Below are 25,089 nucleotides of genomic sequence, written 5' to 3'. Positions count from 1 at the left end.
CGCGCGCCGCGCCCGTGCCGCCGAAGGGGCTCTCCGTCCCGCGACGTCCGCGTTTCGTAAGGAGCGAGGGCCCGATATGCCCGGTTCGCGTTCGTAGGGTGAACACCGTGACGACCTCTCCCCCGTCCCCGGACGTCGACGTGGTGCTCCCCTGTCTGGACGAGGCCGAGGCCCTTCCCTGGGTCCTGGCCCGCATCCCCCGCGGCTGGCGCGCCCTCGTCGTGGACAACGGATCCTCCGACGGCTCGGCCGAGTTGGCGCGCGCCCTCGGCGCGACCGTCGTGCCCGAGCCGCGCCGCGGGTTCGGCGCCGCCTGCCACGCCGGGCTGACCGCGGCCACCGCGGACGTCGTGTGCTTCTGCGACTGCGACGCCTCCCTCGATCCGGCGCTGCTGGTCCCCTTCGTCCACGAGGTGCGTGCCGGGAAGGCCGACCTGGTGCTCGGGCGGCGCCGCCCGCAGGGCCGGGGCGCGTGGCCCGCGCACGCCCGCGCCGGAAACCTCGCACTGACGCGGATGCTGCGCCGCCGCACGGGACTGCGCCTGCACGACCTCGGCCCGCTGCGCGCCGCACGCCGTGAGGCGCTGCTCGCCCTCGGCCTGACCGACCGCCGCAGCGGCTACCCGTTGCAGATGGTGGTCCGCGCCGCCGACGCCGGGTGGCGGGTCGCCGAGCACGACGTGCCGTACCTGCCCCGCACCGGCGCCTCCAAGGTCACCGGCACCTGGCGCGGGACCTGGCAGGCGGTGCGGGACATGAGCCGCGTACTGGCCGAACCGGCCCCGTCCGGCGCCGCGGGGGTGCCCCGGTGACCACCCTCCTCGTCATCGCCAAGGAACCCCGGCCGGGGAGGGTGAAGACCCGGCTGACGCCTCCGTTCACCCCGCGGGAGGCGGCGGAACTCGCCGAGGCGGCCCTCGCCGACACGCTGCACGCCGTCGCCGCCGCGCCCGCCGGCCGGCGGGTCCTGGTGCTCGACGGCACGCCCGGCCCCTGGCTTCCGCCCGGCTTCGACGTCGTACCGCAGTGCGGGGGCGGCCTGGACGAACGACTCGCGGCTGCCTTCGCGGGCTGCGCCGGTCCGGCGCTGCTCATCGGGATGGACACGCCGCAGGTGACGCCGGCGCTGCTGACCGTGGACTTCGCCGACTGCGACGCCTGCCTGGGGCCGGCCGAGGACGGCGGTTTCTGGGCGCTGGGGATGTCCGTTCCCGACCCCGCGCTGCTGCGTGGCGTGCCCATGTCGACGGCGAGCACGGGCGCCGTGCAGCGGGAGCGGCTCGTCGCCGCGGGGCTGCGCGTGCGTGACCTGCCGCGCCTGCGCGACGTCGACACGGCCGCCGACGCACGGGCCGTCGCCGCCCGCGCCCCGCACGGCCGGTTCGCCGCGCGGCTCGCCCGGCTCACGGCGGTCGGTGGCCGATGAGCACCGCACACGACCTCGCGCCGTCGGACGCCTCCGGGCGGCGCGCGCGTCCGGCGGCGCCCGCGTGGGCCGCGGACGAGCCCTACTCCGTCGCCCTGCGCACCGGCCACGGCCCGCTCTTCCTGCGCCGGACCGACGGCTGGCTGCTGCCGCTGGAGGTGGAGCGGTGGTGCGCCGACCCGGACCCGGCGGACCTGGCGGTCCTGGCCCGCTGCGAGGGCACCGTGCTCGACGTGGGCTGCGGACCGGGCCGTCTGGTCGCGGCCCTCGCGGCCGCGGGACGCCACGTGCTGGGCATCGACGTCAGCGAGGCGGCGGTCGCCCACACGCGACGGCGGGTGGGCCGTCCGCTGCGCGGGCCGGGCATGGAACGCCGGGACGCACCGGCAGCCCTCGCGCGGAAGGCAGAGGGCGGCAGCCGATCGGCGGCGGGCGAGCCGGGGGGAGACACCGGGGAGGGGTACGCGTTGCGCGCTCCGGGGCCAGGAGCCGGGGGCGAGTCCGCGCCGCACGCCCCGGCGGCGGAAACCGGGGGCGGATCGACGCCGCACGCCCCAGCGGCGGAAAGCCGGGGCGGATCGACGCCGCACGCCCCGGCGGCGGAAACCGGCGGCGGATCGGCGCCGCACGGCCGACCGGCTGCGGCCGAGGGCCGGTCCGCGCCGCCCGCCCCGGGGACACGGGCCGGCGACCGGGCGGAGCCGCATCCCCTGAAGACCGGGGACGGTGCCGCCCCGCACACCTCGGGGAGGGCAACCGGCGAACGGCCCGCGTCCCACGCGCCACGGGCCGGAGGCCGGTCCGCGCGGCACGCGCCGGGGACGAAGGCCAAGGACGGGTCCGCAGGGCACGCCCCGGCGACGGAAGCCGGGAACGCGTCAGCGCCGCCCGCCCCGGACACGGAGGCTGACGGCGCGGCCCAGCCGTACGCCACGGGAGACGAGGCGTCCCAGCCGTACCCCCCGGGAGAGGGCGTCTCCCAGCCGTACCCCCGGGGAACGGAGACCGGGGACGGGTTCGTGTTGCGTCGTTCGGTCTTCGAGGCGGTTCCCGGGGCGGGGCGCTGGGGCACCGCGCTGCTCATGGACGGCAACGTCGGCATCGGCGGTGATCCGGGCGCCCTGCTGCGCCGTCTGGCCCGCCTGGTGCGCGCGGGCGGACTGCTGATCGCCGAGACCTCGCCGATGGACGTCGACGAACGCGTCCACGTGCAGGTCGTGGGCGTCGCCGGCGCCCGCAGCGTCACGGGCGCCCCGTTCCCCTGGGCGCGGCTCGGCGCCGCGGCCATGCTCCGCCACGCGGACCGGGCCGGCTGGCGGCCCGTCGATCAGTGGACGGCCGGCGGACGGTGCTTCGTCGCCCTGCGCAGCCGCAGGACGAACAGCAGCGCCGAGCCGCCGAAGAGCACGGCCGTGATCAGCAGCCAGCGAGCGAGGAACCCCTCCACCGGCAGCCCGGCGGCCGACTGGTAGCGCCCGGCCACCTGACCGCTGATCAGCGGGAACCACACCAGGAGCAGCAGCCCGGACAGGGCCGCCGGGACCCGGACGTACAGCACCCGCTCCCGGCGGCCCACCGCGCCCGCCGCACGGACGAGGGCGCGGTCGGCCGCCGTGTACAGCGGCAGCAGCACCAGGTCGTGCAGCAGCGCGGCGCCCACGAACCACACCGCCACCGCGAACCAGTCGCCGGCGAGGAGCCGTACCCCCGCGTACGCGGCGAGCGCGAACGAGCAGGCCAGGAGCAGCAGTTGCAGTGGGCTGCCCACCACCGGGCGGCGTGGCATCACAGGTCTCCGAAGGTCATCCGGGCCACCCACTTGGTGTTGAGCACACCGGGCGCCGCGGGCACGATGACACGGGCCGGGTAGCCGTGGTCGGGGGTCAGGTCCTCGCCGTTGACGTACAGGGCGAGCAGGGATCGCGGGTCGGCGACCTGGTTGGCGCGCAGGGCGGCGTGGCGGAAGGCGCCGTGCCGCTGGAGCGACTCCACGAGTACGTCGGGCGGATCGTCGTGTCCGACGAGGGCGGCCAGGTCGCGCAACCGCACCCCGCGCCACCACTGGTCCGAGGTGGACCATCCCTCCACGCAGGCGATGGGCAGCGCCGAGCTGTGCAGCGGGAGCCGCTCCAGGTCGGCCCGGGAGAGCCGGACGGTGCCGGTGCGGCCGGCCACGGTCAGCCGCCACGCCTGAGCGCTCGTGTCCGCGGCGCGGATCCCCGCGTAGGCGGCGGTCTTGTTGATCTGGAAGCCGCCCGGACCGCTGCCCGGCTCGGCCCAGCCGTGCGGCGCGAGCAGGGCGGTCCGCCGCAGCGGCCCGTCGAAGCTGCGGCCCGCGGTCGTGCCGAACAGCAGCAGCGAGCCGCCGCCGACCAGCCAGAGCGCCCCGCGCCGCGAGACGGTGGGCGGGTCGGGCCGCGGCGCCACCAGACTCTCTTCCGGCGCCACCGGACCGTCCTCCGGCGCCGTCGCCCCGTCGTCGCGCGTCTGGCCCGTACCCCGCGCTCGGCCCACCTCCGGCTCCTGGCCGGCGCCCCGCGCACGGCCCGTCTCCCGCCCCCGAGCCGCCCCCCGCTCATGACCCGCGTCCCGCTCGCGGCCCGCGTCCCGTGCACGGCGTACGTTCCGCAGGGCCGCGGGCAGCTTCAGGACCGCGTGGGCGACGAAAGCGGCGAAGAACACCCAGGCGCCGTAGAAGTGCAGCGGGTAGAACGAGCCGGGGAAGACGTAGTCGAGCTGGACGTTGAGCACCCCGGTGGTGAACTCGAACAGGCCGCCGCCGACCAGGAGCAGGAGCGAGAGCCGCTCCAGTGCGTGGGCGAGCGACCGGGCGGGCGGCACGGCGAACAGCCGGGGCACCACCGACCACAGCTTGGCCAGCAGGACGGGGATCAGGGTGATGCCGAGGGTGACGTGGACGCCCTGGGTCACCCGGTACAGCCAGTACGGGTGGGTCGGCCAGGCGAACAGGTAGAAACCGAGGATCCCCTTGCCCGGGGTCTGGTCGTTCACCGGCGACAGGTCCGGGTTGTAGGCGGCGTAGGAGAGCAGACCGGTCACGAACAGCACGGTGATGCCGGCGAGCAGGACGAGGCCGAGCACCGAGGTGAACCAGGGGCCGCGCAGCGGACTGCGCCAGAAGCCGGGCGAGGAGGGGAGCCGTGGATCGCTCATGAGCCGACGGTAGGCCGGGAACACCCCCGAAACGGCCCGCGACCCATGACGAAACGCTGACGTCCGGCCCGCGCGCCGTCCCCGGGCCCGTCCCGCGCCCTAGCGTGCCGGTGTGACCCGCCCTCTCCCGCGCGACCTGTGCGCCGCCGTGGCCGCCACCCTGCTGGTGGTGGCGGCCGTCCTGGTCGGCCGCCACATCCAGTCCACCCGCCACACGCTGTTCCTCCACTGGCCTCCGCTGTTCGCCGACTGGGACCCCCACGTCGGGCCGGGCACACCGGCCGCCGTGCTGGTGGCGGTCGCCGTGGTGGCGTACGGGCCCGCGCTCGCGGCACGGCTGCCATGGCGGGCCCTTCTCGCCGCCACCTGGGCCACCGCCATGGCCTGGACCTGGTCGCTCGCCCTGGTCGACGGCTGGCACCGGGGCGTGGCCGTGCGGCTGACCACACCCAACGAGTACCTGCGGGTCGTCGGCCGCTTCCAGGACATCCCGGCCACGCTGCGGGACTTCACCCACCACATCGTGGCCGGGTCGCCGTCCCCCTGGCCCGCCCACATCGCCGGCCATCCGCCGGGGGCGACGCTCACCTTCGTCCTGCTCGACCGGATCGGCCTGCGCGGCGGCGGCTGGGCCGGTGCCTGGTGCATCACCGTCGGGGCTACGGCGAGCGTGGCCGTGCTGGTGGCGGTGCGGGCCCTGGCGGGGGACGGACTGGCGCGCCGGGCGGCGCCGTTCCTGGCGCTCGCGCCGGCCGCGGTGTGGGTGGGCGCCTCCGCGGACGGCTACTTCGCCGCCGTGGCCGCGTGGTCCGTGGCGCTGCTGGCCCTGGCGGTGACGGGCGGACCGGCGCCCGGTCGGCGGGCCGCCGCCTTCGGCGCGGGGCTGCTGTTCGGTCTGACCTGCTACCTCTCCTACGGCCTCACCCTGTTCGCGCTGATCGCCGCGGGTGTGCTGCTGCTCGGCGGCCGCCGTCCCGGCGCCCGGACCGGCGCTCTTCCGTTCCTGCTCGCCGGCCTCGCCGTGGTGCCCGCGCTGTTCACCGTCGCCGGGTTCGACTGGTGGGAGGCGTACCGGCTGCTGGTCACGCGCTACTACCAGGGGGTGGGCGGGACGCGGCCCTACGGCTACTGGGTGTGGGCCAATCTCGCGTGCACCGTCTTCGTCGTCGGCCTCGCCACCGTGGCCGGACTGGGCCGGGCCGGTACCGCGCTGTTCCGCCGGCGGGCCGGGGGGCGGGTTCCTCCGGCGCCGGAGGAACCGGAGAAAGGGGACGGCGGGGCCGGGGCGGCCGAGGCGCGCCTGGCCCTGCTCGTCCTCTGCGCGCTGCTCGCCCTCCTGGTTGCGGACCTGTCCGGCATGAGCAAGGCGGAGACGGAGCGCATCTGGCTGCCGTTCGCGATGTGGCTGCTTCCGGCCTGCGCGCTGCTGCCCCGCCCCCGCGTCTGGCTCGCCGTCCAGGCGCTGGTCGCCCTGCTCGTCAACCATCTGCTGCTGACGGGCTGGTGACGGGGCGGGGCGCTCACGCGGAGCGCCGTCCGGCCGGGTGGGCGTGCGGGCCCTCGTGGAGGGCGACCCTGGCCGAGATGCGCTTGCCGGAGCTTCCGCGCCGCACGGCGAATCCCTCGCTGACTGCGCGTACGATCTCCAGCCCGTGCCGGCCGATCCGCTCCGGATCCGCGGCACAGGCCACCGGCAGCCGCGGGTCACTGTCCGCGACCACCACCTCGACGTCGTCCCCCGCGATCCGCAACTCCAGCATGACGGGACCGGCCGCGTACTTGCGGGCATTGGTGACCAGCTCGCTGACCACCAGCTGGGTGACCTCCTCGGCCCGCGTCGAGACCGGCAGACCGTGACCCGCGCGTACGCCGCTCAGGAACTCCGCCGCGAGGTGACGTGCTTCGGCGATGCACGCCCCGCCGCCCCCGAGGGCCGCCGAAGTCCGCAGGCCCTCGGGGTCCGGCGGCGTGCAGCCGTCCGACGAAAAGGGTTCCATACGCACCGCCTTCACTGCCGCGAACACAGACTTCGCAGGTACCCGCAGCCACGGCGGGTACGCACTTCCGTCCGCCGATCGGCCATCCGGCCGATCGGCCGGGACGGGTCGCCGGGGCCGGATACACGGGGGCGAAGGCCGGTCGCCCCTTCCGGCCGTCACCTGGAAAATATCCGCGGGGAGGCCGGACGACACCCGTGGGAAGGCCGAAAGGCACCCGACGGGAAAGTCGGCGGGGATCTGCCGGGAAGTCGGAGGAGAATGGAATCCCCGTTCGCGGGACACTCCTAGGAGGCCCAGTAGTGTCGCACAGACGTGCGGAACGCGGGGTTCCGGCACCAACGGCGGCCAGGGAGCCTCCATCCAGGACGAGGAGGCGCGAAGTGACGGGTGCGAAGGCCACCGGGGCCGTCGACCAGCCCCACCCGGCCTCGACCGGGGCCGCGGCCGAGCCTGCCGGTCTCACGGGGCCGCTGAACGCGATCGGCGCCGGGGCGTACGTGGTCGACGAGCAGGGGTGCGTCGTCGCCGTGAACGCCCGGGCCCAGGAGCTGCTGGGGCGCCCGGCCGCCGGGCTCCTCGGCCAGGACGCGCACGACCTGCTGCACCGCAGCCGGTTCGGGGAGCAACTGCCGCGGTCCCGATGCGCGATGCGCCCGGCGTTTCTGGCCGGCCGCACCGCGCAGGCCAGGCAGGACTGGTTCGAGCGGGGCGACGGGTCGCTGCTGACGATCTCCTGGCTGATCACTCCGTACCAGTTCGGGGACGGGCGTCAGGGCACGCTGGTGATCTTCCATCCGGTGCTGGAGGAGGACCTGTTCGGGGCGGTCCCGGAGATCGGGCCGGCCACGGAGACGCTCTCGGAGCTGGAGCGGCTGGCCCTGCTCGCGGAGACCACCACGCAGCTCACCTCGACCCTGGACGTGGACGAGGCCCTGCACCGGCTGGTGCGCCTGGTGGTGCCCCGGCTGGCGGACTGGGCGATCATCGACCTGCTCGCCGAGAGCGACGAGGTCTGGCGATCCCTGGTGGTCCAGGCGGACGACGGCTCCCTGGTGACCAGGGAGGACCTCCAGGGGCCGATGCCGCCGCTGCCCGAGCAGTCGTCGATGCCGCTGTCGCGGGCGCTGCGCGGGGCGGCGTCCACGGTGGTGGGCCCGGAGACCTACGAGGGCGAAGCGGACTCCGGCATCGCGGTCGAACAGCGCCGGCTGTTCGACACCACCGGTATGCACTCGGCGGTCATCGCGCCGATCAGCAGCCTGCGCGAGGTCCTGGGCGCGCTGACGCTGGGCCGGTCGCGGCGGCCCGAGCCGTTCACCGTCGCGGATCTGCCCCTGCTGGAGGACATCACGCGCCGGGCCGGTCTCGCCCTGGAGAACGCCCGCCTCTACCAGCGTCAGCGCAAGGTCGCCGAGACGATGCAGCGCCACCTGCTGCCCCAGCTGCCGCCCGTGGAACATCTGGAGATGACCGCCCGGTACCTGCCCGCCCCGGACGCCTCGCAGGTCGGCGGGGACTGGTACGACGCGTTCGTCCTGAGCGACGGGGCCACGGCCCTGGCCATCGGCGACGTCGTCGGACACGATCTGGACGCGGCGGCCGGCATGGCCCAGCTGCGCAACATGCTGCGCGCCTACGCCTGGTCGGAGCAGCGGCTGCCGAGCATGATCGTGGAGTGGCTGGACCACGCGACCCAGCACCTCAGCGAGGTCAGCATGGCCACCATGATCTTCGCGCGGATCAGCCCGCTCACCGGCGGGCAGTGGGAGCTGTCCTGGACGAACGCCGGGCACCCGCCGCCCCTGCTGATCACTCAGGACGGCCAGAGCCGCTATCTCACCCAAGGTCACGGACTGCTCCTCGGCACCCGGGTGAACCGGCCCCGCGTGGACGCGTCGGCGGTCCTGCCGCCCGGCTCCACCCTGGTGCTCTACACGGACGGTCTGGTCGAGGCGCCGCGCCGGCTCATCGACGACGGACTCGACCGGCTGCGCCGGCACGCCGCCTCCCTCAGCCACCATCCTCTGGAGTTCTTCACCGACCAGTTGCTCGTGCGGGTGCGCCCAGTGGACAACGACGACGACGTCGCGATACTCGCGCTGCGGACCCCCGCTCAGGTGTGACCGCCCCCCTCCCCGGCGGGGCCGCTTCCGTTTCCCGCGGGCCCCGGGGGAAACCCGGAGGTCCGTAGGGCACCAGCACGCCGGCGTGCCGGCCCGGTGCACTCGACTCGATCACGGAGCGTGCCGATGAGCGAGGAACCGTCCCCGACCAGCGACCGGCCCCCGGTGGGCGGGCAGCCGCCCCCGGGAAGCGGGCAGCCGCCCCCGGCCGGTGGTGACCAGCCCTCCCCGACGACCGAGCCCCTCCCAGCGACCGGGCCCTCCGCGGCCGGGCGGCCGCCCCCTCCCTCCGACCGCCCGGTGGTCGGCTCCTATCCGACCTACGAGGGAGCCCAGCGGGCGGTGGACTTCCTGTCGGACAACGGCTTCCCGGTGGAACACACCGCGATCATCGGCTCCGACCTGCGGATGGTCGAGACCGTGCTCGGCCGCCTCACCCGGGGCCGCGCCGCCCTGGCCGGAGCGGGGTCCGGAGCCTGGTTCGGGCTGCTGATCGGCCTGCTGCTCTCCCTGTTCGCGGCGGGCACCCACAACGCCGTCGTGCTGCTGCTCAGCGGCCTCGCCTACGGTGCCGTCTTCGGCGCGGTCTTCGGCTTCATCGGCCACGCGTTCACCGGAGGCCGGCGCGACTTCACCTCCCGCAGCCAGATCGTGGCCTCCCGCTACGACGTCGTGGCCGATCCCGAGGTGGCCGCAGACGCCAGGAACCTGCTCGTCAAACTCGCCTGGCGCCAGTCCTGAGGGTGCCGCGCAGGCCGGTCCCGGGCCCGGCGACGCCGCCCGGTCGGCGTCGCTCATCTGATGCCGGTGAGTCGCCAGATGTGAGCCCGAGGCTTGTGATCGTGGCAGAAGGGCACTCGGACACTCCGGGCGCCGCGCACGTGGCCTCACCGGTCCGCGTACGCGGCCGGGCCGCTTCGCGCGCGGCGTCCGGACAGATCAAAAGGGCTAGGGGAGATCGTGACGTTGCGCATCGGGGCAGAGGAAGAGTTCCACGTACTGGATGTGGAGAGCGGCCGACTGGTCCCACGGGCACCGGCCGTACTCGACCGCCTGAACGGGCAGGGATTCACCACCGAGTTGCAGCAGTCGGTCGTGGAGAGCAACAGCGGGGTGCACGGCACGCTGGACGACCTGTACGCGGACCTGGCCGGGGCACGGCGGCGGCTCGACGCGGCGGCCTCCTCGCTGGGCCTGGCGGTGGTGGCGGCGGGCACCGTCCCGCTGGCCCGGGTGACCTCCCGGGAGATCACCGCCGATCCGCGCTACCGGCACATGGTCGAGGAGTACCGCCGGGTCGCCGACGAACAGCTCATCTGCAGCGCGCAGGTGCACGTCGACGTGCCCGACCGGGACACCGCCGTACGGGCCATGTGCCTGGTCTCGCCGTGGCTGCCGCCGCTGCTGGCGCTGTCGGCCAGTTCGCCGTTCTGGCTCGGCTCCGACACCGGGTACGCGAGCTGGCGGACCATGCTGTGGCAGCGCTGGCCCACCGCGGGCCCGGCCGGCTGCCACGCCGACGCGGACAGCTACGACGCGGCGCTGGAGGAACTGATCCGCTCGGGCGTGATCAGCGACGCCGGGATGGTCTACCACGACGTGCGCCCCTCGGCGCATCAGCACACGCTGGAGCTGCGGATCTGCGACGCCTGCCCCCGGGTGGAGACAGTCGTGCTGGTCGCCGGGCTGTTCCGCGCCCTGGTGCGCGACGCCTGCGAGCGGCTGGCCCGCACGGACGGCCCGGAGTGCGACGGGCGCCACGACTGGCTGCGCGCCGCCTCCTGGCGCGCCGCGCGCTCCGGCCTGGAGGGGCCCCTCGTGGACCCGGCCACGCGCCGCGCCGTACCGGCCCGGGTCGCCCTGCTCGGGATGCTGGCCCGGCTGCGGCCCGCGCTGGAGGCATCCGGCGACTGGGAGACCGTGCACGAGCTGCTGGACCGCGCTCTGGCCGAGGGCAGCGCGGCGCACCGGCTGCGGCGCGCCGCCGAGGCAGACGACCTGCTCGCCAGCGTGGACCTGATGGTCGCCGAGACGCGCGGCGCGCCCGGTCGCGGCGCGGCCGCGCCGCGAGCGGGCGCGCCGACGCGGAGGCCTGGTCCCGCACCGGCACGCATCCGGGCACAGGCCCAGGCGAAGCCGCAAGGACAGACACAGGCACGGACACGCCCGGTCGGCTGGGGCACGGGCGCCTGACCCTTCGCCGCCTCGCACGGGGTGCCCAGGGCACCCGACGCAGATCCAAGGAGAGTCGTCGACACCATGTCCTACCTCACCGCTCCCGCAGCCTCCGCCACTCCCGCCTCGTCCACCGCATCCGCCGATTCCGCCTCCGAGGCCTCCCCCGGGCCCGCGCCCTCGGCCGACGCACGGGCCGCCGTCCCCGGTCGCAGACGCGCCTCCCGGGGCGGAACCGTGCCGCCGACGGCGTTCGAGGAGTTCTCGGAAGGGAGGTCCGCCTGATGTGCGGGCTCAGCGGCGAGGTCCGCTTCGACGGCGACACGCCCGACCTGGCAGCGGTCGAGCGGATGACCGACCGGCTCGCTCCCCGCGGGCCCGACGGGCGCGGGCTGTGGTCACAGGGCCCGGTCGCGCTCGGCCACCGCCGACTGAAGATCATCGATCTCTCGGACAGCGGCGCGCAGCCCATGGCCGACCCGCGGGCGCGGATCGCCGGCGTCTTCAACGGCTGCGTGTACAACTACCGCGAGCTGCGCAACGAACTGACCGCCCTCGGCCACCGGTTCTTCTCCGGCTCGGACACCGAGGTGGTCCTCAAGGCGTACCAGGAGTGGGGCACGTCCTTCGTCGAGCGCTTCTACGGCATGTTCGCCATCGCGATCTTCGAGCAGGACAGCGGGCGGGTGGTCCTGGCCCGGGACCGGCTCGGCATCAAGCCGCTCTACCTGGCCGAGACGCCGGAACGGCTGCGGTTCGCCTCGTCGCTGCCCGCGCTGCTGGCCGGCGGCGGCGTGGACACCTCGCTCGACCCGGTCGCGCTGCACCAGTACCTCAGCTGGCACGCCACCGTGGCGGCCCCGCACACCATCCTCAACGGCGTGCGCAAACTGCCGCCGGCCACCGTCCGCGTCATCGAGCCGGACGGCTCCCGCACCGACCACTGCTACTGGCAGCCGGAGTACACCCGGCGCGCGGAGTACGCCGGGCTCGGCGCGGAGGACTGGACGGACGCGGTGCTGGACTCCCTACGCACGGCCGTCCGCCGCCGGATGGTCGCCGACGTGCCGGTGGGGGTGCTGCTCTCGGGCGGCCTGGACTCCAGCCTGATCGTGGCGCTGCTGGCCGACGAGGGGCAGACCGACCTGGCCACCTTCAGCGTGGGCTTCGAGTCCGAAGGGGGCGAGGAGGGCGACGAGTTCCACTACTCGGACCTGGTGGCGCGGCACTTCGGCACCGACCACCACCAGCTGATGGTCCCCTCCGACCGGGTCTCCCGGGCGCTGGACGGGGCGGTCCTCGCGATGAGCGAACCCATGATCAGCCACGACGTGGTGGCCTTCCACCTGCTGTCCGAGCAGGTGGCCAAGGAGGTCAAGGTCGTGCAGAGCGGTCAGGGCGCCGACGAGGTCTTCGCGGGCTACCACTGGTATCCGGCCATGGCGGGGGTGTCCCGGCAGCGGGCGGCCGAGGCGTACGTCGACACCTACTTCGACCGGCCGCACGCCGACCTCGCCCACATACTCGAACCCGCCGTGCTGCCCGGCCAGGACGTCTCCGGCGACTTCGTCCGCGCGCACATGGCGGCGCCGGGGGCGGAGACCGCCCTGGACGCGGATCTGCGGCTGGACACGCATGTGATGATGGTCGACGACCCGGTCAAGCGGGTCGACAACATGACGATGGACTGGGGCCTGGAGGCCCGGGTGCCGTTCCTCGACCACGAGCTCGTCGAGCTGGCCGCGGCCTGCCCGCCCGAGCTCAAGCTCGCCGACGGCGGCAAGGGCGTACTGAAGGCCGCGGGCCGCAAGGTCCTGCCGCGGGAGGTCGTCGACCGGCCCAAGGGTTACTTCCCGGTCCCGGCGATCAAGCACATGGCCGGGCCGGTGCTGCACCGGGTCCGCGAGGCGCTCACCGCCCCGGAGGCCACGGCACGGGGCGTCTTCCGCCAGGACTACGTCGCCGAACTCCTCGCCGCCCCCAACGCACACCGCACCAAGCGCGGGGCGAACACCCTGTGGCAGGTAGCTTTGCTGGAGATATGGCTTCAGACGCACGGAATCCGCTGACCGGCGCGCCGGCGCCGCACCCGTCCCCGCCCGGCCCGGAACCGGCCGACACGGGAGGCCCCCCGATCGATCCCAGGATCACCGAGCAGGGCGGCGCGACGGGCGCGGGCGCCCGCGCCGCCGACACCGACACCGACACCGACACCGACGGCAACGGCAACGGCAACGGCGACAACCACGACCACGGCCTGGACCGCGACGCGAAGGCCGCCGCGCCGGGTGCGTCACGGGAGGCCGAGGGCGCGGACCCGCCCGGGTCGGCGCCGGTCGCCGCCGTCGAGGACACGCCGGGAACGACGCACGCCCGCACCGGCTCGCCGGCCGGTGCCGCTCGGAGCGCGGACACGCCGGGAGCGGCGCGGACGGGCCCGGACGCCGACACGCTGGGGCCGACGCGGGACATGTGGGCCACGGAGCTGTCCGGTGGTGCGGCGGCGGGTGTCGCGCGGGCCGCGCCGGTGGCCGTACCGCTGCCGGACACGGCGGCGCCGCACGAGGTGCCCACGGTCCTCACGGCGCACGGCTGCTGGTATCCCTCGGTGGACCCCGGCGGCCGGCACGTCGCGTTCATCTGCGACCGGGGCGGTGTGCCGCAGCTGTGGTCCGGGCCCGTCGACGGTGACGAGGTGCACCTGCTGGACGCCAACCCGGACCCGGTGACCGAGGTCTCCTGGTCCCCCGACGGCCGGTGGATCGCCTACACCACGGCGCCGGGCGGCGGAGAGCTCACCCGGGTGCTGTGCGTACGCCCCGACGGCACCGGCCGGCGCCTCCTGGGCGGCGGTGAGCCGGGAAGCTCGGCGCATCTGGGCTGCTGGCAGCACGACGGCTCGGCCGTCGCCGTGACCGTCGCCGAGTCCCACGTTCCCGGCGAGCCGGCGGGCGAGCGGGACACCTCCGGCACGGCCCACCACGGCGCCACCGGCCCCGGCGTCCCGCACCCCGGCATCGCGCATCCCGGCGCCGGTCACCCCGGCACCACCCCTCACCCCACGCACCCCGGCATCGCGCACCCCGGCGGCACCCACCCCGGGATCGCCCACCCTCGCACCGCCCATCTCGCCGCGGACACCCCGGCCCCCACCCACCGGGGCGATCCGCAGGCCCCCGCGTACAACGAGGCGCCGACCCCGGGGCTGCTCGTCGGCGCCCTCGCCACGCCGCGCGGCCCGGCCGTCGACGGTCTCGTCTCCCCGGGGGGCGAGCGGATCGTCTCCCCCGAGACGGCGCCGCCCAAGACGCTGTCGGCCTACCTGATCGACCCGGAGGGCCTGTCCGCCCCGGTGCTGCTGGCCAGCGAACGCGGCGCCGCCACCCTGCGCGTGTGCGACCTGAGCCGGGACGGCCGGCTCGCGTTGGTGCGCCGGGGTCCGCGAGGCAACCGCGAGGCGCTCGTGGTCCGGGTCCGCGACCTGCGGGTGACCTGCACGCAGCGGGTCGCCGACGGCGATCCCTGGATCGGCGGCTTCTCGCCGGACGGCCGTACCCTCTGGCTGCGCAGCGACCACCGCCGGGAGTACGCGGCCCTCTACGCGGTCCGGCTCGACGCGCAGGGGCGGCGGGTGGACCTGGCCGTGGTGGCGCAACGCGACCACTGCGATCTGGAGTTGCTCGAGCTGGACCGCAACGGCCGGGGCGCCGTGCTGTGCTGGAACGTACGGGGCGTCAGCGAACTGGAGGTCACCGCGCTGCGCTCCCCCGGCGCTCAGGACGGGCGTAACGGGGCCCCCGAGGACACGGCGGTGGAAGCGCCCCCCTCACCGCCGCGTCCCGGCGGGAGCGCGGTGCCCGGCGCGACGGTGGGCCCGTCGCGCGCCGTGAAGCTGCCGCACGAGGTGGTCACCCGGGTGGCCGCCCTGGCCGACCCGGCCGCCCCGGTCGTGGCCCTCTCCGGTTCGCAGCGCCGTCCCGGCGTGTGGTGGCTGCCCCAGGGCGCCGCGCTGCGCACCCCGTGGTCGGCCGCCGACCGGGACACGGTCCCCGGGCACCGGCCGCCGGTGCGGCCGGTGCCGGTGCATCCGCTCGCCCGGGACGGGCTGACGCTCGGCGGCTGGTACTACCGGGCGCCGGGCCGCTCGCCCGGCGAGCCGGCGCCGTGCGTGGTGCATCTGCACGGCGGCCCCGAGGAGCAGGAGCGCCCGGAGTTCCACCCGCTCTACCACGAGTTGCTGGGCCGGGGGCTGGACATCTTCGCCCCGGACGTGCGCGGCTCCTCGGGGCACGGCCGCTCCTTCGTCGACGCGGACCTGGGCACGGGGCGGTTCGCCGCCCTCGACGACGTGGCCGACTGCGCGGCCCACGTGGTCCTGGCGGGCCTCGCCGATCCGCGCCGGCTGGCCGTGATGGGACGCTCGTACGGGGGCTACCTCACGATGGCGTCGCTGGTGTGGCATCCGGACCTGTTCCGCACCGGTGTCGCGGTCTGCGGGATCTCGGACTTCGCGACCTTCTTCGCGGGCACCGAGCCGTGGATCGCCGAGTCGGCCGCCCACAAGTACGGGCATCCGGACCGCGACCGCGACCTGCTGCGCGCCCTGTCGCCGATGAGCCGGGTGGACGCGCTGCGCGTCCCGGTGCTCGCCGTGCACGGCGAGCACGACACCAACGTGCCGCCGGGCGAGTCCGAACAGTTCGTCCGGGCGGCCTGGGAGCGCGGCCTGGAGGCGGAGATCCTGGTCCTGCGCGAGGAGGGCCACGACTTCCGGCGCGCCGACAACCGCCGTCTGTTCCGCAGGACCGCCGCCGACTGGATGGAGCGGCACATCGGCTAGCGCCGCCTCAGGCGGCGGCGTCCGAGCGGCCGGTGGCATCCGGGCGGACGGCGGGAGGGGACCGCGAGGGGAGGCCTGCCTTCTGCTCCGTCCGGGTGGCGCACGGGGCTCCGGGCCGGTCCCACGGCCGGGGTTCGCACTCCGTGCGATGACGCCGTCGGCGCCGCGGACACGCTGCGAGTCGGACCCACCACTCCCGGTCACCGACCTCGCCCGATCGTCGAACTGCCCTGAGCCCGCCCGGAAATTGGCCTCAGGGGGCAATTCCGGCCGGACGATTCCGGCCGGGGGCGCGGGTGTTGTCCGGATCGTCCGCTCGAGATGCCGACTCGTCGACGGGCGGTTAGCGTCTGTAAGTGAGAGCCGCAACGGGGGCACGCCCCGTCCGGCAGGTCCTCCAACGGGGGCCGTGGTCGCAGCGTCAGCCCACGGATCCGTCCGTGGCCGGCACGGCGGCGTCGGAAGCCGAGACGTGCTTCTTCACAACAGACATGCGGCGACGCCTACGACCGCGCCGCACTTTTCCCAGAGGGCGGTGGCGGCCATCCACCTCGCGCCCGCACTTCGCGCGAGTCGATGGACAGAAAGGTATTCCCATGCGAGCACAGCGCGTGAAGCGTCTCTTCGCGGTCTCGGCGGCCGGCGTTCTGATGGCCGGTGGCGCCGCGATCGGCACGGCCGGAACCGCTTCGGCCACCCCCCAGAGCCACAGCATCCACCACTCCAGCTACTCCAACCACTACAACCGCTACTGCGGTTACTGGAACAACTGGTGGTGGGACGACGACGACTGCTACTACTACCGCCACCACCACCACCACTACTACTACTGGTACGACTACGACCACGACTACGGGTACTACCACCACGGCGGGTACAACCACGGTGGGTACGGCCACGGCGGGTACGGCCACGGCGGGTACGGCCACGGAGGCCACGGAGGCCACTGACCCCCTCCCCCACTGAAGTCACGGTGTGCGGCTCCTCCACCGGAGCCGCACACCGCGGCACGTCAGGGCTCGACAGCTCCCGCGGCACATGGTGACAAGGTGTCAAAATCTGCCAGGCCTACAGAATCCGCCACACTCGCGGGCGTACACCTTCCGCCACCAACCGGAGCGCCCAGGTCCGGAGGGATGCCATGGAACGGCAGGCCACGACTGAGGCGGCGTCACAGAGGACCGTCGGCACGAGCAGCGTCTTCTACTCGTTCGCCCCCTGGATCATCTTCGGCGTCGTCGCCAGTCCCAGCACCTGGGAGTACGCGGCCCTGGCCGCGCTGGTCGCCGCGATCGGCCTGTCCGGCCGGGATTTCGCCAGTGGCCGCTTCTACCTCCTCGACATGACGGGCATCGCCTTCTTCGCCGTGCTGGCGGTGCTCGCGCTCGCCCTCGACCGGCAACAGCTCTACGGGCTGGAGGAGTACGCGCAGGTCATCTCCAACGGCGTGGTGGCCCTGGTCGCCCTCGCCTCGCTGTTCTTCGACCCGTTCACCGCGCAGTACGCCCGGCAGAGCACACCGCCTCACCTGTGGCAGTCCCCCATCTTCCGGCACATCAACATCGTCCTCACCGCGACCTGGGGAGCGGTGTTCGCCGCCATGGCCCTCCTGAGCTGGCTGGCCCTGCGTGTCCCGTCCGCGGACGACTGGCTCAACTGGGTCCTCCCCGTGGTCCTGCTGGTCTGGGCGATCAAGTTCACCCGGCGCTACCCGGGCGCCTACCGCACCCGGGCCCTCGCGAACCAGTCCGTCACCCCGTCCTGAGCCGGCCCCCGCGCGCCGCGGCCGCCGGGGCGGCGAAGGCTCACGGCGGCACGGAGCGCAGGGCGCGCAGCACGGCCCAGACGACCGAGACGAACGGGACGGCGACGACGGCGCCGATGACGCCCGCGACGATACTGCCCGCGATGACGGCGACGGCGACGACGAGCGGATGGAGCCGGACCGCCCAGCTCATCACCAGCGGATGCAGCACGTGCCCTTCCAGCTGGCCGATGACCACGATGAGCACGAGCACGGCCGCGGCCGTGAGCGGGCCGCGCCCGGCGAGGGCGACCACCGTGGCCACCCCGAGCGCCACCGGGGAGCCGACCAGCGGGATGAACGTGGCGAAGAACTCCAGCAGTGTCAGCGGCAGTGCGAGCGGCACCCGCAGCACGAACAGCGCGACGCCGACGAGTACGGCGTTGGTGGCGGCCACGATGATGATGCCGCGCGTGTACCCGGCGAACGTCCCCCAGGCCGCGCGCCCGGCCCGGTCCCAGGCCTGGCGGGCGGGGGCGGGCAGCAGCTGGTCGCGCCCCCAGGCCCACAGGCCCTCGCCGGAGTGGATGAAGAAGACGGAGGCGAAGAGGGCGAGCGCGCCGCCGGTGATCACTTCGACGACCCGGCCGAATCCGCTGACGGCGCTGCTGAGCAGTCTGCCCCGGTGGGTGGAGAGGTAGGACAGGAGCTGGCGCTGGAGCTCGGAGAGCGTGCCGGGGCCGAGCCGGAACGGCGGGCGCTGGAGCCACCGTTCGATCTGGCGCACGCCGCCGCGGAACTCTCCGGTCAGCCGGGCCGACTCGCCCGCCACCGCGTTGCCGACCAGGGCGAGCACGGCGAACAGGACCAGCATGCTGCCGACGAGGGCGACGGCGACGCTCAGCGATCTCGGCAGCCGGCGGTTCAGCAGGTCGGCCAGGGGGCGCAGGACCGAGGTGATGACGAGGGCGAGGAACAGGGCCACGGCGACGAGCTGGAAGCGGCCGAGGACGGTGAAGACGCCGTAGACGACGACACCGACGAGAAGGAGGCGCCAGGCGTAGGCGGCGGCGATCCGCAGCCAGGGCACCGTGAACTCTGCCGCCGAGGTGACCGGGCGGGTGCGCGGTCCGATCCGCACGGCGTGCGCGGGCCGGCTGCCCAGCACCGCTCCGCCGGGGCGGCGCGTCCGGCCCCGCCCGGCCGCCGGGCCGCCCGCATCCGTCACCACGCCTCCCGTTGCCGGCCGACAGCCACCTCACGTCACGTCACTTCTAGAGCACGGTAAGCACAAGCCGGGTGGGTGGCGCGACGCGACGCGTCCGGGTGGGCGAGCGCCGGACGGTCATCGGTAGGCGCGGGTGCCCGTGTACCGCAGGTGGGCGTCGACCAGGGCGAAGGTGGCGTCGGGCCGCTCGATCTGCGGCAGGTGCCCGGCCTCCGGGACGACCTCCAGCCGGCCGTCTCCGAAGGCGCGGGCGTACGCCGCTCCGTACGCGGGGGTCACGACGCGGTCGCTCTCCCCCCACAGCAGCAGGGCGGGCCGGTCGACCCGGCCGAGCCGGCGCAGCAGCTTGGGGTCGTGCATGTAGGGGTCGCCGGCGAGGGTGCGCAGGGTGGCCATGTTGGCCTGCCGGACGGCGACTTGACCGGCCGGGATACCGGCGGGGTCGACGTGGTACCGGTCGGGGTCGTGCCAGGAGTGCTCGGCGAGGGCGCGGGGATCGAGGGCGAAGACGTCGGTGATCGGTTCGGACGGGACGTGCACGCCGACGGCGTCGACGAGGACCAGGCCTGTGATGAGGCCCGCCGTGTCGCGCACGGCCATTTCGGCGGCGATCCAGCCGCCGAAAGAGGAGCCGACGACCAGGACGTCGGCCAGGCGGCGGTCGTGCAGCAGGTGCAGATAGGCGAGGGCGAGGTCGTCGGCGCCGGTGAGCCAGTCGGGGCGCGGGGTGCCGTCCCAGCCGGGGTGGACGGGGGTGAGGGTGTGGGCGGTCCGGGAGAGGCGGGCGGCGAGGCCGGCGACGGTGGCGCGGCCCCCGCCGCCGTGCAGGACGAGCACGGGCCGTCCCGCGCCGGCTTCGGACAGGGTGAGGGACAGGTCGGCGCAGACGTCCGCCGTGTGGTCTGTGGGCATGACGCCACCCTAACTAAACATGCTTATATAAGCTAGCTTGGTCATGACGTAGACTCCGCACATGCATGGTGACCTGCAAGCACTCGGAAGAGCGGTCAAGCTGGCCCAGTACCGGCAGCACCGGGCGCTCGACGGCGCCCTGTCGGCCGCCGGGACGACGCTCGCCCAGTGGGACGCGCTGCGGGCGATCGGCGGCAGTCCGGGGGCCTCCGCCCGCGAGCTGGCCGGGGCGACCTTCCAGAGCGAGCAGGCCTTCGGGACCCTGGCCGGCCGGCTGACGGCCCAGGGACTGGTGGAGCGCAGTCCGGGTCGCGGCCGCCGCATCGAGCACCACCTCACGCCCCAGGGCGAGAACGTCCTGGCCGCGGGTCACCGGATCGCCGACGAGGTGCTCGCCTCGTGCTTCGCCGCCCTGTCCGGACGGGAGCGCGCCGACCTGCTCGGTCTGCTGCGGCGCCTCACGGCCGACGTGGAGGGATGAGCGCCGCCACGGCGCCCGCTCCGGTGGGATGAGCGGCGCCACGGCGTCCGCTCCGGTGGGATGAGCGGCGCCACGGCGTCCGCCGCGGGGGATCGAGCGGCGCTACGGGGTCTGCTCCGCCACGAGTTCCGGGCCGTTGTTGCGCACGTTGTTGACGGCCGTGGAGACGGGCCGGGCGTCCAGGTGCCCGCCCGCCGGCGGGCCGAGCAGCTCGCGCAGCCCGGCGACGTCCTCGTGCCGCGGGTCGAGCCAGGCGTCGTAGTGGTCCGGGCTGAGGGCGAGCGGCATCCGGGGATGGACGCGGCCGGCCGCGTCGGTGGCCTCGGTGGTGATGATGGTGCAGGTCACCAACCAGGCGGCGGGGTCGTCGTCCCGCGCGACCGCCGGGTCGCGCCAGTACTCGTACAGCCCGGCGAACGCCATGAGCCCCCCGTCCTCGGGGTGGATGTAGTACGGCTGCTTGCGCACCCTGCCGGTGTCCGGAGCCTCGATCCGCTCCCACTCGTAGAAGCCGTCGGCGGGCAGCAGACAGCGGTGCCGGCGGAAGGCGCGGCGGAAGGCGGGCTTCTCGTGCACGGTCTCCACCCGCGCGTTGATCATCCGCGCGCCGGTCTTCACGTCCTTCGCCCAGGAGGGCACCAGCCCCCAGCGCAGCGGGCGCAGCTCCCGGCGGGCCCGCCCGTCGCCGTCCTCGCGCGGGGCGCGCTCCAGGACGGCCCAGACCTCGTCCGTCGGGGCCACGTTCCAGCTCGGCGCGAGCGTCTCCTCGGGGCGCCACTCGGTGACCCCGAAGTGCTGGACCAGGTCCTCGGGACGGCGGGTGGAAGCGTAGCGGCCGCACATGCCGCCAGGGTGCCACGGGAGCGCCCCCGCCGTACGGGACGCCCCGCCGGGCGGGCGTACCGGTCAGTGGGCGGCCACGCCCCGCTCGTGGAACCGACGCCGGACCCGCTCGGTCATCGCCGGGTCCGGGACCGGGTTGTCGCGCAGCGGGAAGGGGATGCCGAGGGCCTCGTACTTGGCCGCCCCGAGCTTGTGGAAGGGCAGTACGTCGACCCGTTCGACGCTGTCCAGGCCGGCCACGAAACGGGCGAGGCCGTCGACCGCCTCCGGGTCGTCCGTCCAGCCGGGGACCAGGACGTAGCGGATCCAGGTGCGGACGCCGAGCCGGTCCAGGCGGGTGGCGAAGTTCAGGGTCGGGGACAGCGCGCCGCCGGTGAGTCTGCGGTAGGTGGCCACGTCGAAGGACTTGACGTCCAGCAGCACCAGATCGGTGTCGGCGAGCATCCCGTCCGTGGCCCGCGCCCCGAGGAGTCCGGAGGTGTCGAGGGCCGTGTGCAGTCCCTCCTCCTTGCAGCGGCGCAGGACCGCCCCGGTGAAGGCCGGCTGGAGCAGCGGTTCCCCGCCGGTGAGGGTGACCCCTCCGCCCGCGGTGGTGACGAAGTCGCGGTACCCGCCGATCTCGGCCATCACCTCGTCGACCGTGGCCCGGCGCCCGTCCCGCATGTGCCAGGTGTCGGGATTGGCGCAGTACAGGCAGCGCAGCGGGCAGCCGCTGACGAAGAGCACGAACCGGGTCCCGGGACCGTCCACGCCGGTGGACAGGTCCCAGGAGTGGATCCGGCCGGTGAGCGCGCCGGGCACGGCGGTCACAGCGATCCGTGGAAGGTGCGGCTGATCACGTCGAGCTGCTGCTCCCGGGTCAGGCGGACGAAGTTGACGGCGTAGCCGGAGACCCGGATGGTCAGCTCGGGGTACCGCTCCGGGTGCTCCATCGCGTCCTCCAGGGTGGCCCGGTCCAGCACGTTGACGTTCATGTGGAAGCCGCCCGCCGACATGTAGGCGTCGAGGATGCCGGCCAGATGGCCCGCGCGCTCGGCGGGCACGTGCCCCAGTCCCTCGGGGGTGATCGTCGTGGTCAGCGAGATCCCGTCCCGGGCCTGCTCGTACGGCAGCTTCGCCACCGACAGCGCCGAGGCGGCGACCCCGTGCCGGTCGCGGCCGTTCATCGGGTTGGCGCCGGGGGCGAAGGGCTGCCCGGCGCGGCGGCCGTCGGGGGTGTTGCCGGTGTGCCTGCCGTAGACCACGTTGGAGGTGATGGTCAGCACGGACTGGGTGTGCTCGGCGTCCCGGTAGGTGGGGTGCCGGCGCACCTTCGCCATGAACGACTCGACCAGGCCGACGGCGAGCCGGTCGGCGCGGTCGTCGTTGTTGCCGTACGCCGGGTACTCCCCCTCGACGGCGTAGTCGACGGCGAGCCCGGTCTCGTCCCGGATCACCCTGACCCGGGCGTGCCGGACGGCGGACAGGCTGTCCGCGGCTACCGACAGGCCGGCGATGCCGCAGGCCATGAAGCGGTGCACCGGGTGGTCGTGCAGGGCCATCTCGATGCGCTCGTAGGCGTACTTGTCGTGCATGTAGTGGATGACGTTGAGCGCGTCGACGTAGGTCTCGGCCAGCCAGTCCAGCACGCGGTCGTACGCCGCCGAGAGTTCCTCGTAGTCCAGGTACTCCCCCGTCAACGGCGGCATGGCGGGCGCGACCTGATCCCCCGTCATCTCATCGCGGCCGCCGTTGACCGCGTAGAGCAGGGCCTTGGCGAGGTTGACCCGGGCGCCGAAGAACTGCATCTGCCGGCCGACCGCCATGGCCGAGACACAGCAGGCGATCGCGGTGTCGTCGCCGGTCCGCGGGCGCGTCAGGTCGTCCGACTCGTACTGGACGGCGCTGGTGTCGATGGAGACCCGCGCGCAGAACTCCTTGAACCCGGCGGGCAGTCGGGGCGACCACAGCACGGTCAGGTTGGGCTCGGGGGCCGGTCCCAGGTTGTACAGGGTCTGCAGGAAGCGGAAGGAGGTGCGGGTGACCAGGGTGCGGCCGTCGGCGCCGATGCAGCCGATGGACTCCGTCACCCAGGTGGGGTCGCCGGAGAACAGGGCGTCGTACTCGGGCGTGCGCAGGAACCGCACGATGCGCAGCTTGATGACGAAGTCGTCGATCAGTTCCTGGGCGCGGCTCTCGTCGAGGACGCCCTCCGCCAGGTCGCGCCGGAGGTAGACGTCGAGGAACGTCGAGGTACGGCCCAGCGACATCGCGGCGCCGTTCTGCTCCTTCACGGCGGCGAGATAGCCGAGGTACAGCCACTGCACCGCCTCGCGCGCGGTGGCGGCGGGGCGGGTGACGTCGCAGCCGTAGGAGGCCGCCATCTGCGCGAGCTCGCCCAACGCCCTTATCTGCTCGGCGAGTTCCTCGCGGTCGCGGATGACGTGCTCGGTGGAGGGGCGGGCGTCCAGCAGGGCACGTTCGGCGCGCTTGGCCTCGATCAGCCGGTCGGTGCCGTACAGCGCGACGCGCCGGTAGTCGCCGATGATCCGGCCGCGGCCGTAGGCGTCCGGCAGGCCGGTGATGATCCCCGCCTTGCGGGCGGCCCGCATCGCCGGGGTGTAGGCGTCGAAGACGCCGTCGTTGTGCGTCTTGCGGTACATGCCGAACACCTCGGTGACGAAGGGGGCGGGCTCGTACCCGTACGCCTTCAGGCTGTTCTCCACCATGCGCAGGCCGCCGTTGGGCATGATCGCCCGCTTCAGCGGGGCGTCGGTCTGCAGGCCGACGATCAGCTCCCGGTCCCGGTCGATCCAGCCGGGGGCGTGCGAGGTGATGGTCGACGGGGTGGCGGCGTCGACGTCGAGGACACCCTTGCGGCGCTCCTCGGGGAACAGCGCGCTGACCTTCCCCCAGACGGCCAGGGTGCGCTCGGTGGGGCCGGCCAGGAACTCCGGACCGCCCTCGTACGGCGTGTAGTTGGCCTGGACGAAGTCGCGGACGTCGACGCGTGCGCGCCACTCGGTCCCGGCGAAGTGCCGCCAGGCCTCGGCGGTACGGGGGCCGGCTGTCACCGTCGCGGTCATCACGGGGTCCTCTCCCTGAGCGCTTGTCTCACCGTCGATCCTCGTCGTCCGCGCCGATCACCGGGAGTGCCCAACAGCGCCGCGTGCCGCCCCCAACGGCCCCTGCCGCGGGGGACCTTCGGCCCGTACGGGGGCCCGCCCGCCGGTCAGCCGACGGCCAGGTCGGGGCGGACCAGCGTGCCCGACCTGCCGTGCACGATCTCGTAGGCGGCGTCGAGGGCGCCGATCGCGGCGAGGGCTCCGGTGGCCGCCACGAAGCGGGCCGCCGCCTCGGCCTTGGGCCCCATCGTGTCGTCGGCGTAGTGGCCGGCCCGCAACTGCCCGGGCGTGGCGTCGAGGACGGGCCGCTGGCCGGGCGTGCCGAAGTCCGCGTAGACGTTCGGCACGTCGGTGAGGATCAGCAGGAAGTCGGCCTTGAGGTCCTGGGCGAGCCGCGCGGCGGCCAGATCCTTGTCGACGACGGCGTCGGTGCCGCCCAGGACGCCCCGGTCGCCGGTCACGCAGACGCCTCCGCCGCCCGAGCAGACGACCAGGGTGCCGCTGCCGAGCAGCTCCTGGACCGTCTCCGTCTCCAGGATCCGCTCGGGGGACGGTGAGGGGACGACCCGGTGCCAGCCGCCGTGGCCGTCCTCGGCGATGTGCCAGCCGCGGAACCGGGCGAAGGCATGGGCCAGTTCGCGCGGGTAGGACGGGCCGATGGGCATGCTCGGCCGGGCGAACGCCCGGTCGTCGCCGCGCACCACGGTGTGCGTGACGAGCGCGGCGACCCGGTGTCCGGGCAGCGCGTCGTGCAGGGCACGGGCCAGCAGGGAGCCGATCATGCCCTGGGTCTGGGCGGTGAGCAGATCCAGCGGATACGGGGCGGACAGCTCGGGGTCGACCGTGCTCTCCTCGGCGAGCAGGCCGATCTGCGGCCCGTTGCCGTGGGTGACCACGAGGTCGTGCTCGTGGGCCAGGGGGGCGATCGCGGTGGCCACCCGGATGACGTTCGCCCGCTGGACGTCCCCGTCCGGACGGTCGCCGCTCAGCAGCAGGGCGTTGCCGCCGAGGGCGATGACGATGCGCATGGATCTCGGTC

General features: G+C 74.4%; 20 protein-coding genes and 1 pseudogene. 12 read left to right on the top strand and 9 right to left on the bottom strand.

Going from position 1 to position 25,089, the window contains the following annotated elements:
- Positions 1-98: 98 nt before the first annotated feature.
- The 3 genes and pseudogenes from ACIQ9G_RS29025 to ACIQ9G_RS29015 all read left to right on the top strand — a co-directional run.
- Positions 99-812, top strand: coding sequence for a glycosyltransferase family 2 protein (locus tag ACIQ9G_RS29025; RefSeq protein ID WP_403615267.1), 714 nt, complete (start codon positions 99-101; stop codon positions 810-812).
- Positions 809-1,426 (top strand): DUF2064 domain-containing protein, encoded by a 618-nt coding sequence (locus ACIQ9G_RS29020; RefSeq protein WP_403615263.1) that lies wholly within the window; start codon positions 809-811, stop codon positions 1,424-1,426. The genes ACIQ9G_RS29025 and ACIQ9G_RS29020 overlap by 4 nt, the downstream gene beginning before the upstream one ends.
- A pseudogene (locus ACIQ9G_RS29015) lies at positions 1,423-1,782 on the top strand (class I SAM-dependent methyltransferase); the annotation flags it as partial. The gene ACIQ9G_RS29020 and the pseudogene ACIQ9G_RS29015, both read left to right, overlap by 4 nt.
- A 971-nt stretch (positions 1,783-2,753) precedes the next feature.
- On the opposite strand, the gene ACIQ9G_RS29010 reads toward ACIQ9G_RS29015, so the two are convergent.
- Together ACIQ9G_RS29010 and ACIQ9G_RS29005 are read right to left on the bottom strand one after the other, a co-directional pair.
- Positions 2,754-3,212 (bottom strand): hypothetical protein, encoded by a 459-nt coding sequence (locus ACIQ9G_RS29010; protein WP_403615260.1) that lies wholly within the window; start codon positions 3,210-3,212, stop codon positions 2,754-2,756.
- Complete coding sequence (locus ACIQ9G_RS29005; RefSeq protein WP_403615257.1) at positions 3,212-4,600, bottom strand: molybdopterin-dependent oxidoreductase; 1,389 nt, start codon at positions 4,598-4,600, stop codon at positions 3,212-3,214. The genes ACIQ9G_RS29010 and ACIQ9G_RS29005 overlap by 1 nt, the downstream gene beginning before the upstream one ends.
- A gap of 112 nt (positions 4,601-4,712) precedes the next feature.
- On the opposite strand from ACIQ9G_RS29005, the gene ACIQ9G_RS29000 reads away from it, so the two are divergent.
- On the top strand, positions 4,713-6,107 hold the full coding sequence (locus ACIQ9G_RS29000; RefSeq protein ID WP_403615254.1) for a hypothetical protein: 1,395 nt from the start codon (positions 4,713-4,715) through the stop codon (positions 6,105-6,107).
- A gap of 13 nt (positions 6,108-6,120) precedes the next feature.
- Here the strand turns inward: ACIQ9G_RS29000 and ACIQ9G_RS28995 are convergent, their stop codons facing one another.
- On the bottom strand, positions 6,121-6,597 hold the full coding sequence (locus tag ACIQ9G_RS28995) for an ATP-binding protein (RefSeq protein WP_403615251.1): 477 nt from the start codon (positions 6,595-6,597) through the stop codon (positions 6,121-6,123).
- A 383-nt stretch (positions 6,598-6,980) separates the two neighbouring features.
- On the opposite strand from ACIQ9G_RS28995, the gene ACIQ9G_RS28990 reads away from it, so the two are divergent.
- The 7 genes from ACIQ9G_RS28990 (at position 6,981) to ACIQ9G_RS28960 (ending at position 17,503) form a co-directional block, all read left to right on the top strand.
- A complete protein-coding gene (locus tag ACIQ9G_RS28990) occupies positions 6,981-8,723 on the top strand; it encodes a SpoIIE family protein phosphatase (protein WP_403615249.1) in 1,743 nt (580 codons plus the stop codon).
- A 300-nt stretch (positions 8,724-9,023) separates the two neighbouring features.
- The gene (locus tag ACIQ9G_RS28985; protein ID WP_403615865.1) at positions 9,024-9,464 is read left to right on the top strand and encodes a general stress protein; all 441 of its coding nucleotides are present in this window, start codon (positions 9,024-9,026) and stop codon (positions 9,462-9,464) included.
- Between the two features lie 219 nt (positions 9,465-9,683).
- On the top strand, positions 9,684-10,916 hold the full coding sequence (locus ACIQ9G_RS28980; RefSeq protein WP_403615246.1) for a YbdK family carboxylate-amine ligase: 1,233 nt from the start codon (positions 9,684-9,686) through the stop codon (positions 10,914-10,916).
- A 266-nt stretch (positions 10,917-11,182) separates the two neighbouring features.
- Positions 11,183-12,967: an N-acetylglutaminylglutamine amidotransferase gene (locus ACIQ9G_RS28975; protein WP_403615244.1), complete on the top strand. Its 1,785-nt coding sequence runs from the start codon at positions 11,183-11,185 to the stop codon at positions 12,965-12,967.
- A gap of 401 nt (positions 12,968-13,368) precedes the next feature.
- A complete protein-coding gene (locus ACIQ9G_RS28970; protein WP_403615863.1) occupies positions 13,369-15,738 on the top strand; it encodes a S9 family peptidase in 2,370 nt (789 codons plus the stop codon).
- Positions 15,739-16,334: 596 nt separating this feature from the next.
- Positions 16,335-16,688, top strand: a complete 354-nt coding sequence (locus ACIQ9G_RS28965; protein ID WP_403615241.1) for a hypothetical protein — start codon at positions 16,335-16,337, stop codon at positions 16,686-16,688.
- Positions 16,689-16,879: 191 nt separating this feature from the next.
- Positions 16,880-17,503 carry a hypothetical protein gene (locus ACIQ9G_RS28960; protein WP_403615238.1) on the top strand — a complete coding sequence of 208 codons (624 nt, stop codon included), beginning with the start codon at positions 16,880-16,882 and terminating at the stop codon, positions 17,501-17,503.
- Between the two features lie 40 nt (positions 17,504-17,543).
- On the opposite strand, the gene ACIQ9G_RS28955 is transcribed toward ACIQ9G_RS28960, so the two are convergent.
- Together ACIQ9G_RS28955 and ACIQ9G_RS28950 are read right to left on the bottom strand one after the other, a co-directional pair.
- On the bottom strand, positions 17,544-18,710 hold the full coding sequence (locus tag ACIQ9G_RS28955) for an AI-2E family transporter (RefSeq protein WP_403615235.1): 1,167 nt from the start codon (positions 18,708-18,710) through the stop codon (positions 17,544-17,546).
- A gap of 117 nt (positions 18,711-18,827) precedes the next feature.
- The gene (locus tag ACIQ9G_RS28950; protein WP_403615233.1) at positions 18,828-19,622 is read right to left on the bottom strand and encodes an alpha/beta fold hydrolase; all 795 of its coding nucleotides are present in this window, start codon (positions 19,620-19,622) and stop codon (positions 18,828-18,830) included.
- A 61-nt stretch (positions 19,623-19,683) separates the two neighbouring features.
- Between ACIQ9G_RS28950 and ACIQ9G_RS28945 the strand changes: the two genes are divergently transcribed.
- A complete protein-coding gene (locus ACIQ9G_RS28945) occupies positions 19,684-20,103 on the top strand; it encodes a MarR family winged helix-turn-helix transcriptional regulator (protein WP_403615230.1) in 420 nt (139 codons plus the stop codon).
- Positions 20,104-20,205: 102 nt separating this feature from the next.
- On the opposite strand, the gene ACIQ9G_RS28940 is transcribed toward ACIQ9G_RS28945, so the two are convergent.
- The 4 genes from ACIQ9G_RS28940 to ACIQ9G_RS28925 form a co-directional block, all read right to left on the bottom strand.
- Positions 20,206-20,946 carry an SOS response-associated peptidase gene (locus ACIQ9G_RS28940; protein WP_403615227.1) on the bottom strand — a complete coding sequence of 247 codons (741 nt, stop codon included), beginning with the start codon at positions 20,944-20,946 and terminating at the stop codon, positions 20,206-20,208.
- A 63-nt stretch (positions 20,947-21,009) separates the two neighbouring features.
- A complete protein-coding gene (pflA, locus tag ACIQ9G_RS28935) occupies positions 21,010-21,756 on the bottom strand; it encodes a pyruvate formate-lyase-activating protein (RefSeq protein WP_403615224.1) in 747 nt (248 codons plus the stop codon).
- The gene (pflB, locus tag ACIQ9G_RS28930; protein WP_403615222.1) at positions 21,753-24,011 is read right to left on the bottom strand and encodes a formate C-acetyltransferase; all 2,259 of its coding nucleotides are present in this window, start codon (positions 24,009-24,011) and stop codon (positions 21,753-21,755) included. The genes pflA and pflB overlap by 4 nt, the downstream gene beginning before the upstream one ends.
- Positions 24,012-24,157: 146 nt before the next feature.
- Complete coding sequence (locus ACIQ9G_RS28925) at positions 24,158-25,078, bottom strand: carbamate kinase (RefSeq protein WP_403615220.1); 921 nt, start codon at positions 25,076-25,078, stop codon at positions 24,158-24,160.
- Positions 25,079-25,089: the final 11 nt, after the last annotated feature.

The organism is Streptomyces sp. NPDC096152 (assembly GCF_044763235.1).
In the GTDB taxonomy this organism is placed as follows: domain Bacteria; phylum Actinomycetota; class Actinomycetes; order Streptomycetales; family Streptomycetaceae; genus Streptomyces.
The sequence above is the reverse complement of the archived record's forward strand: the minus strand, read 5'-3'. Positions and strand labels throughout refer to the sequence as shown.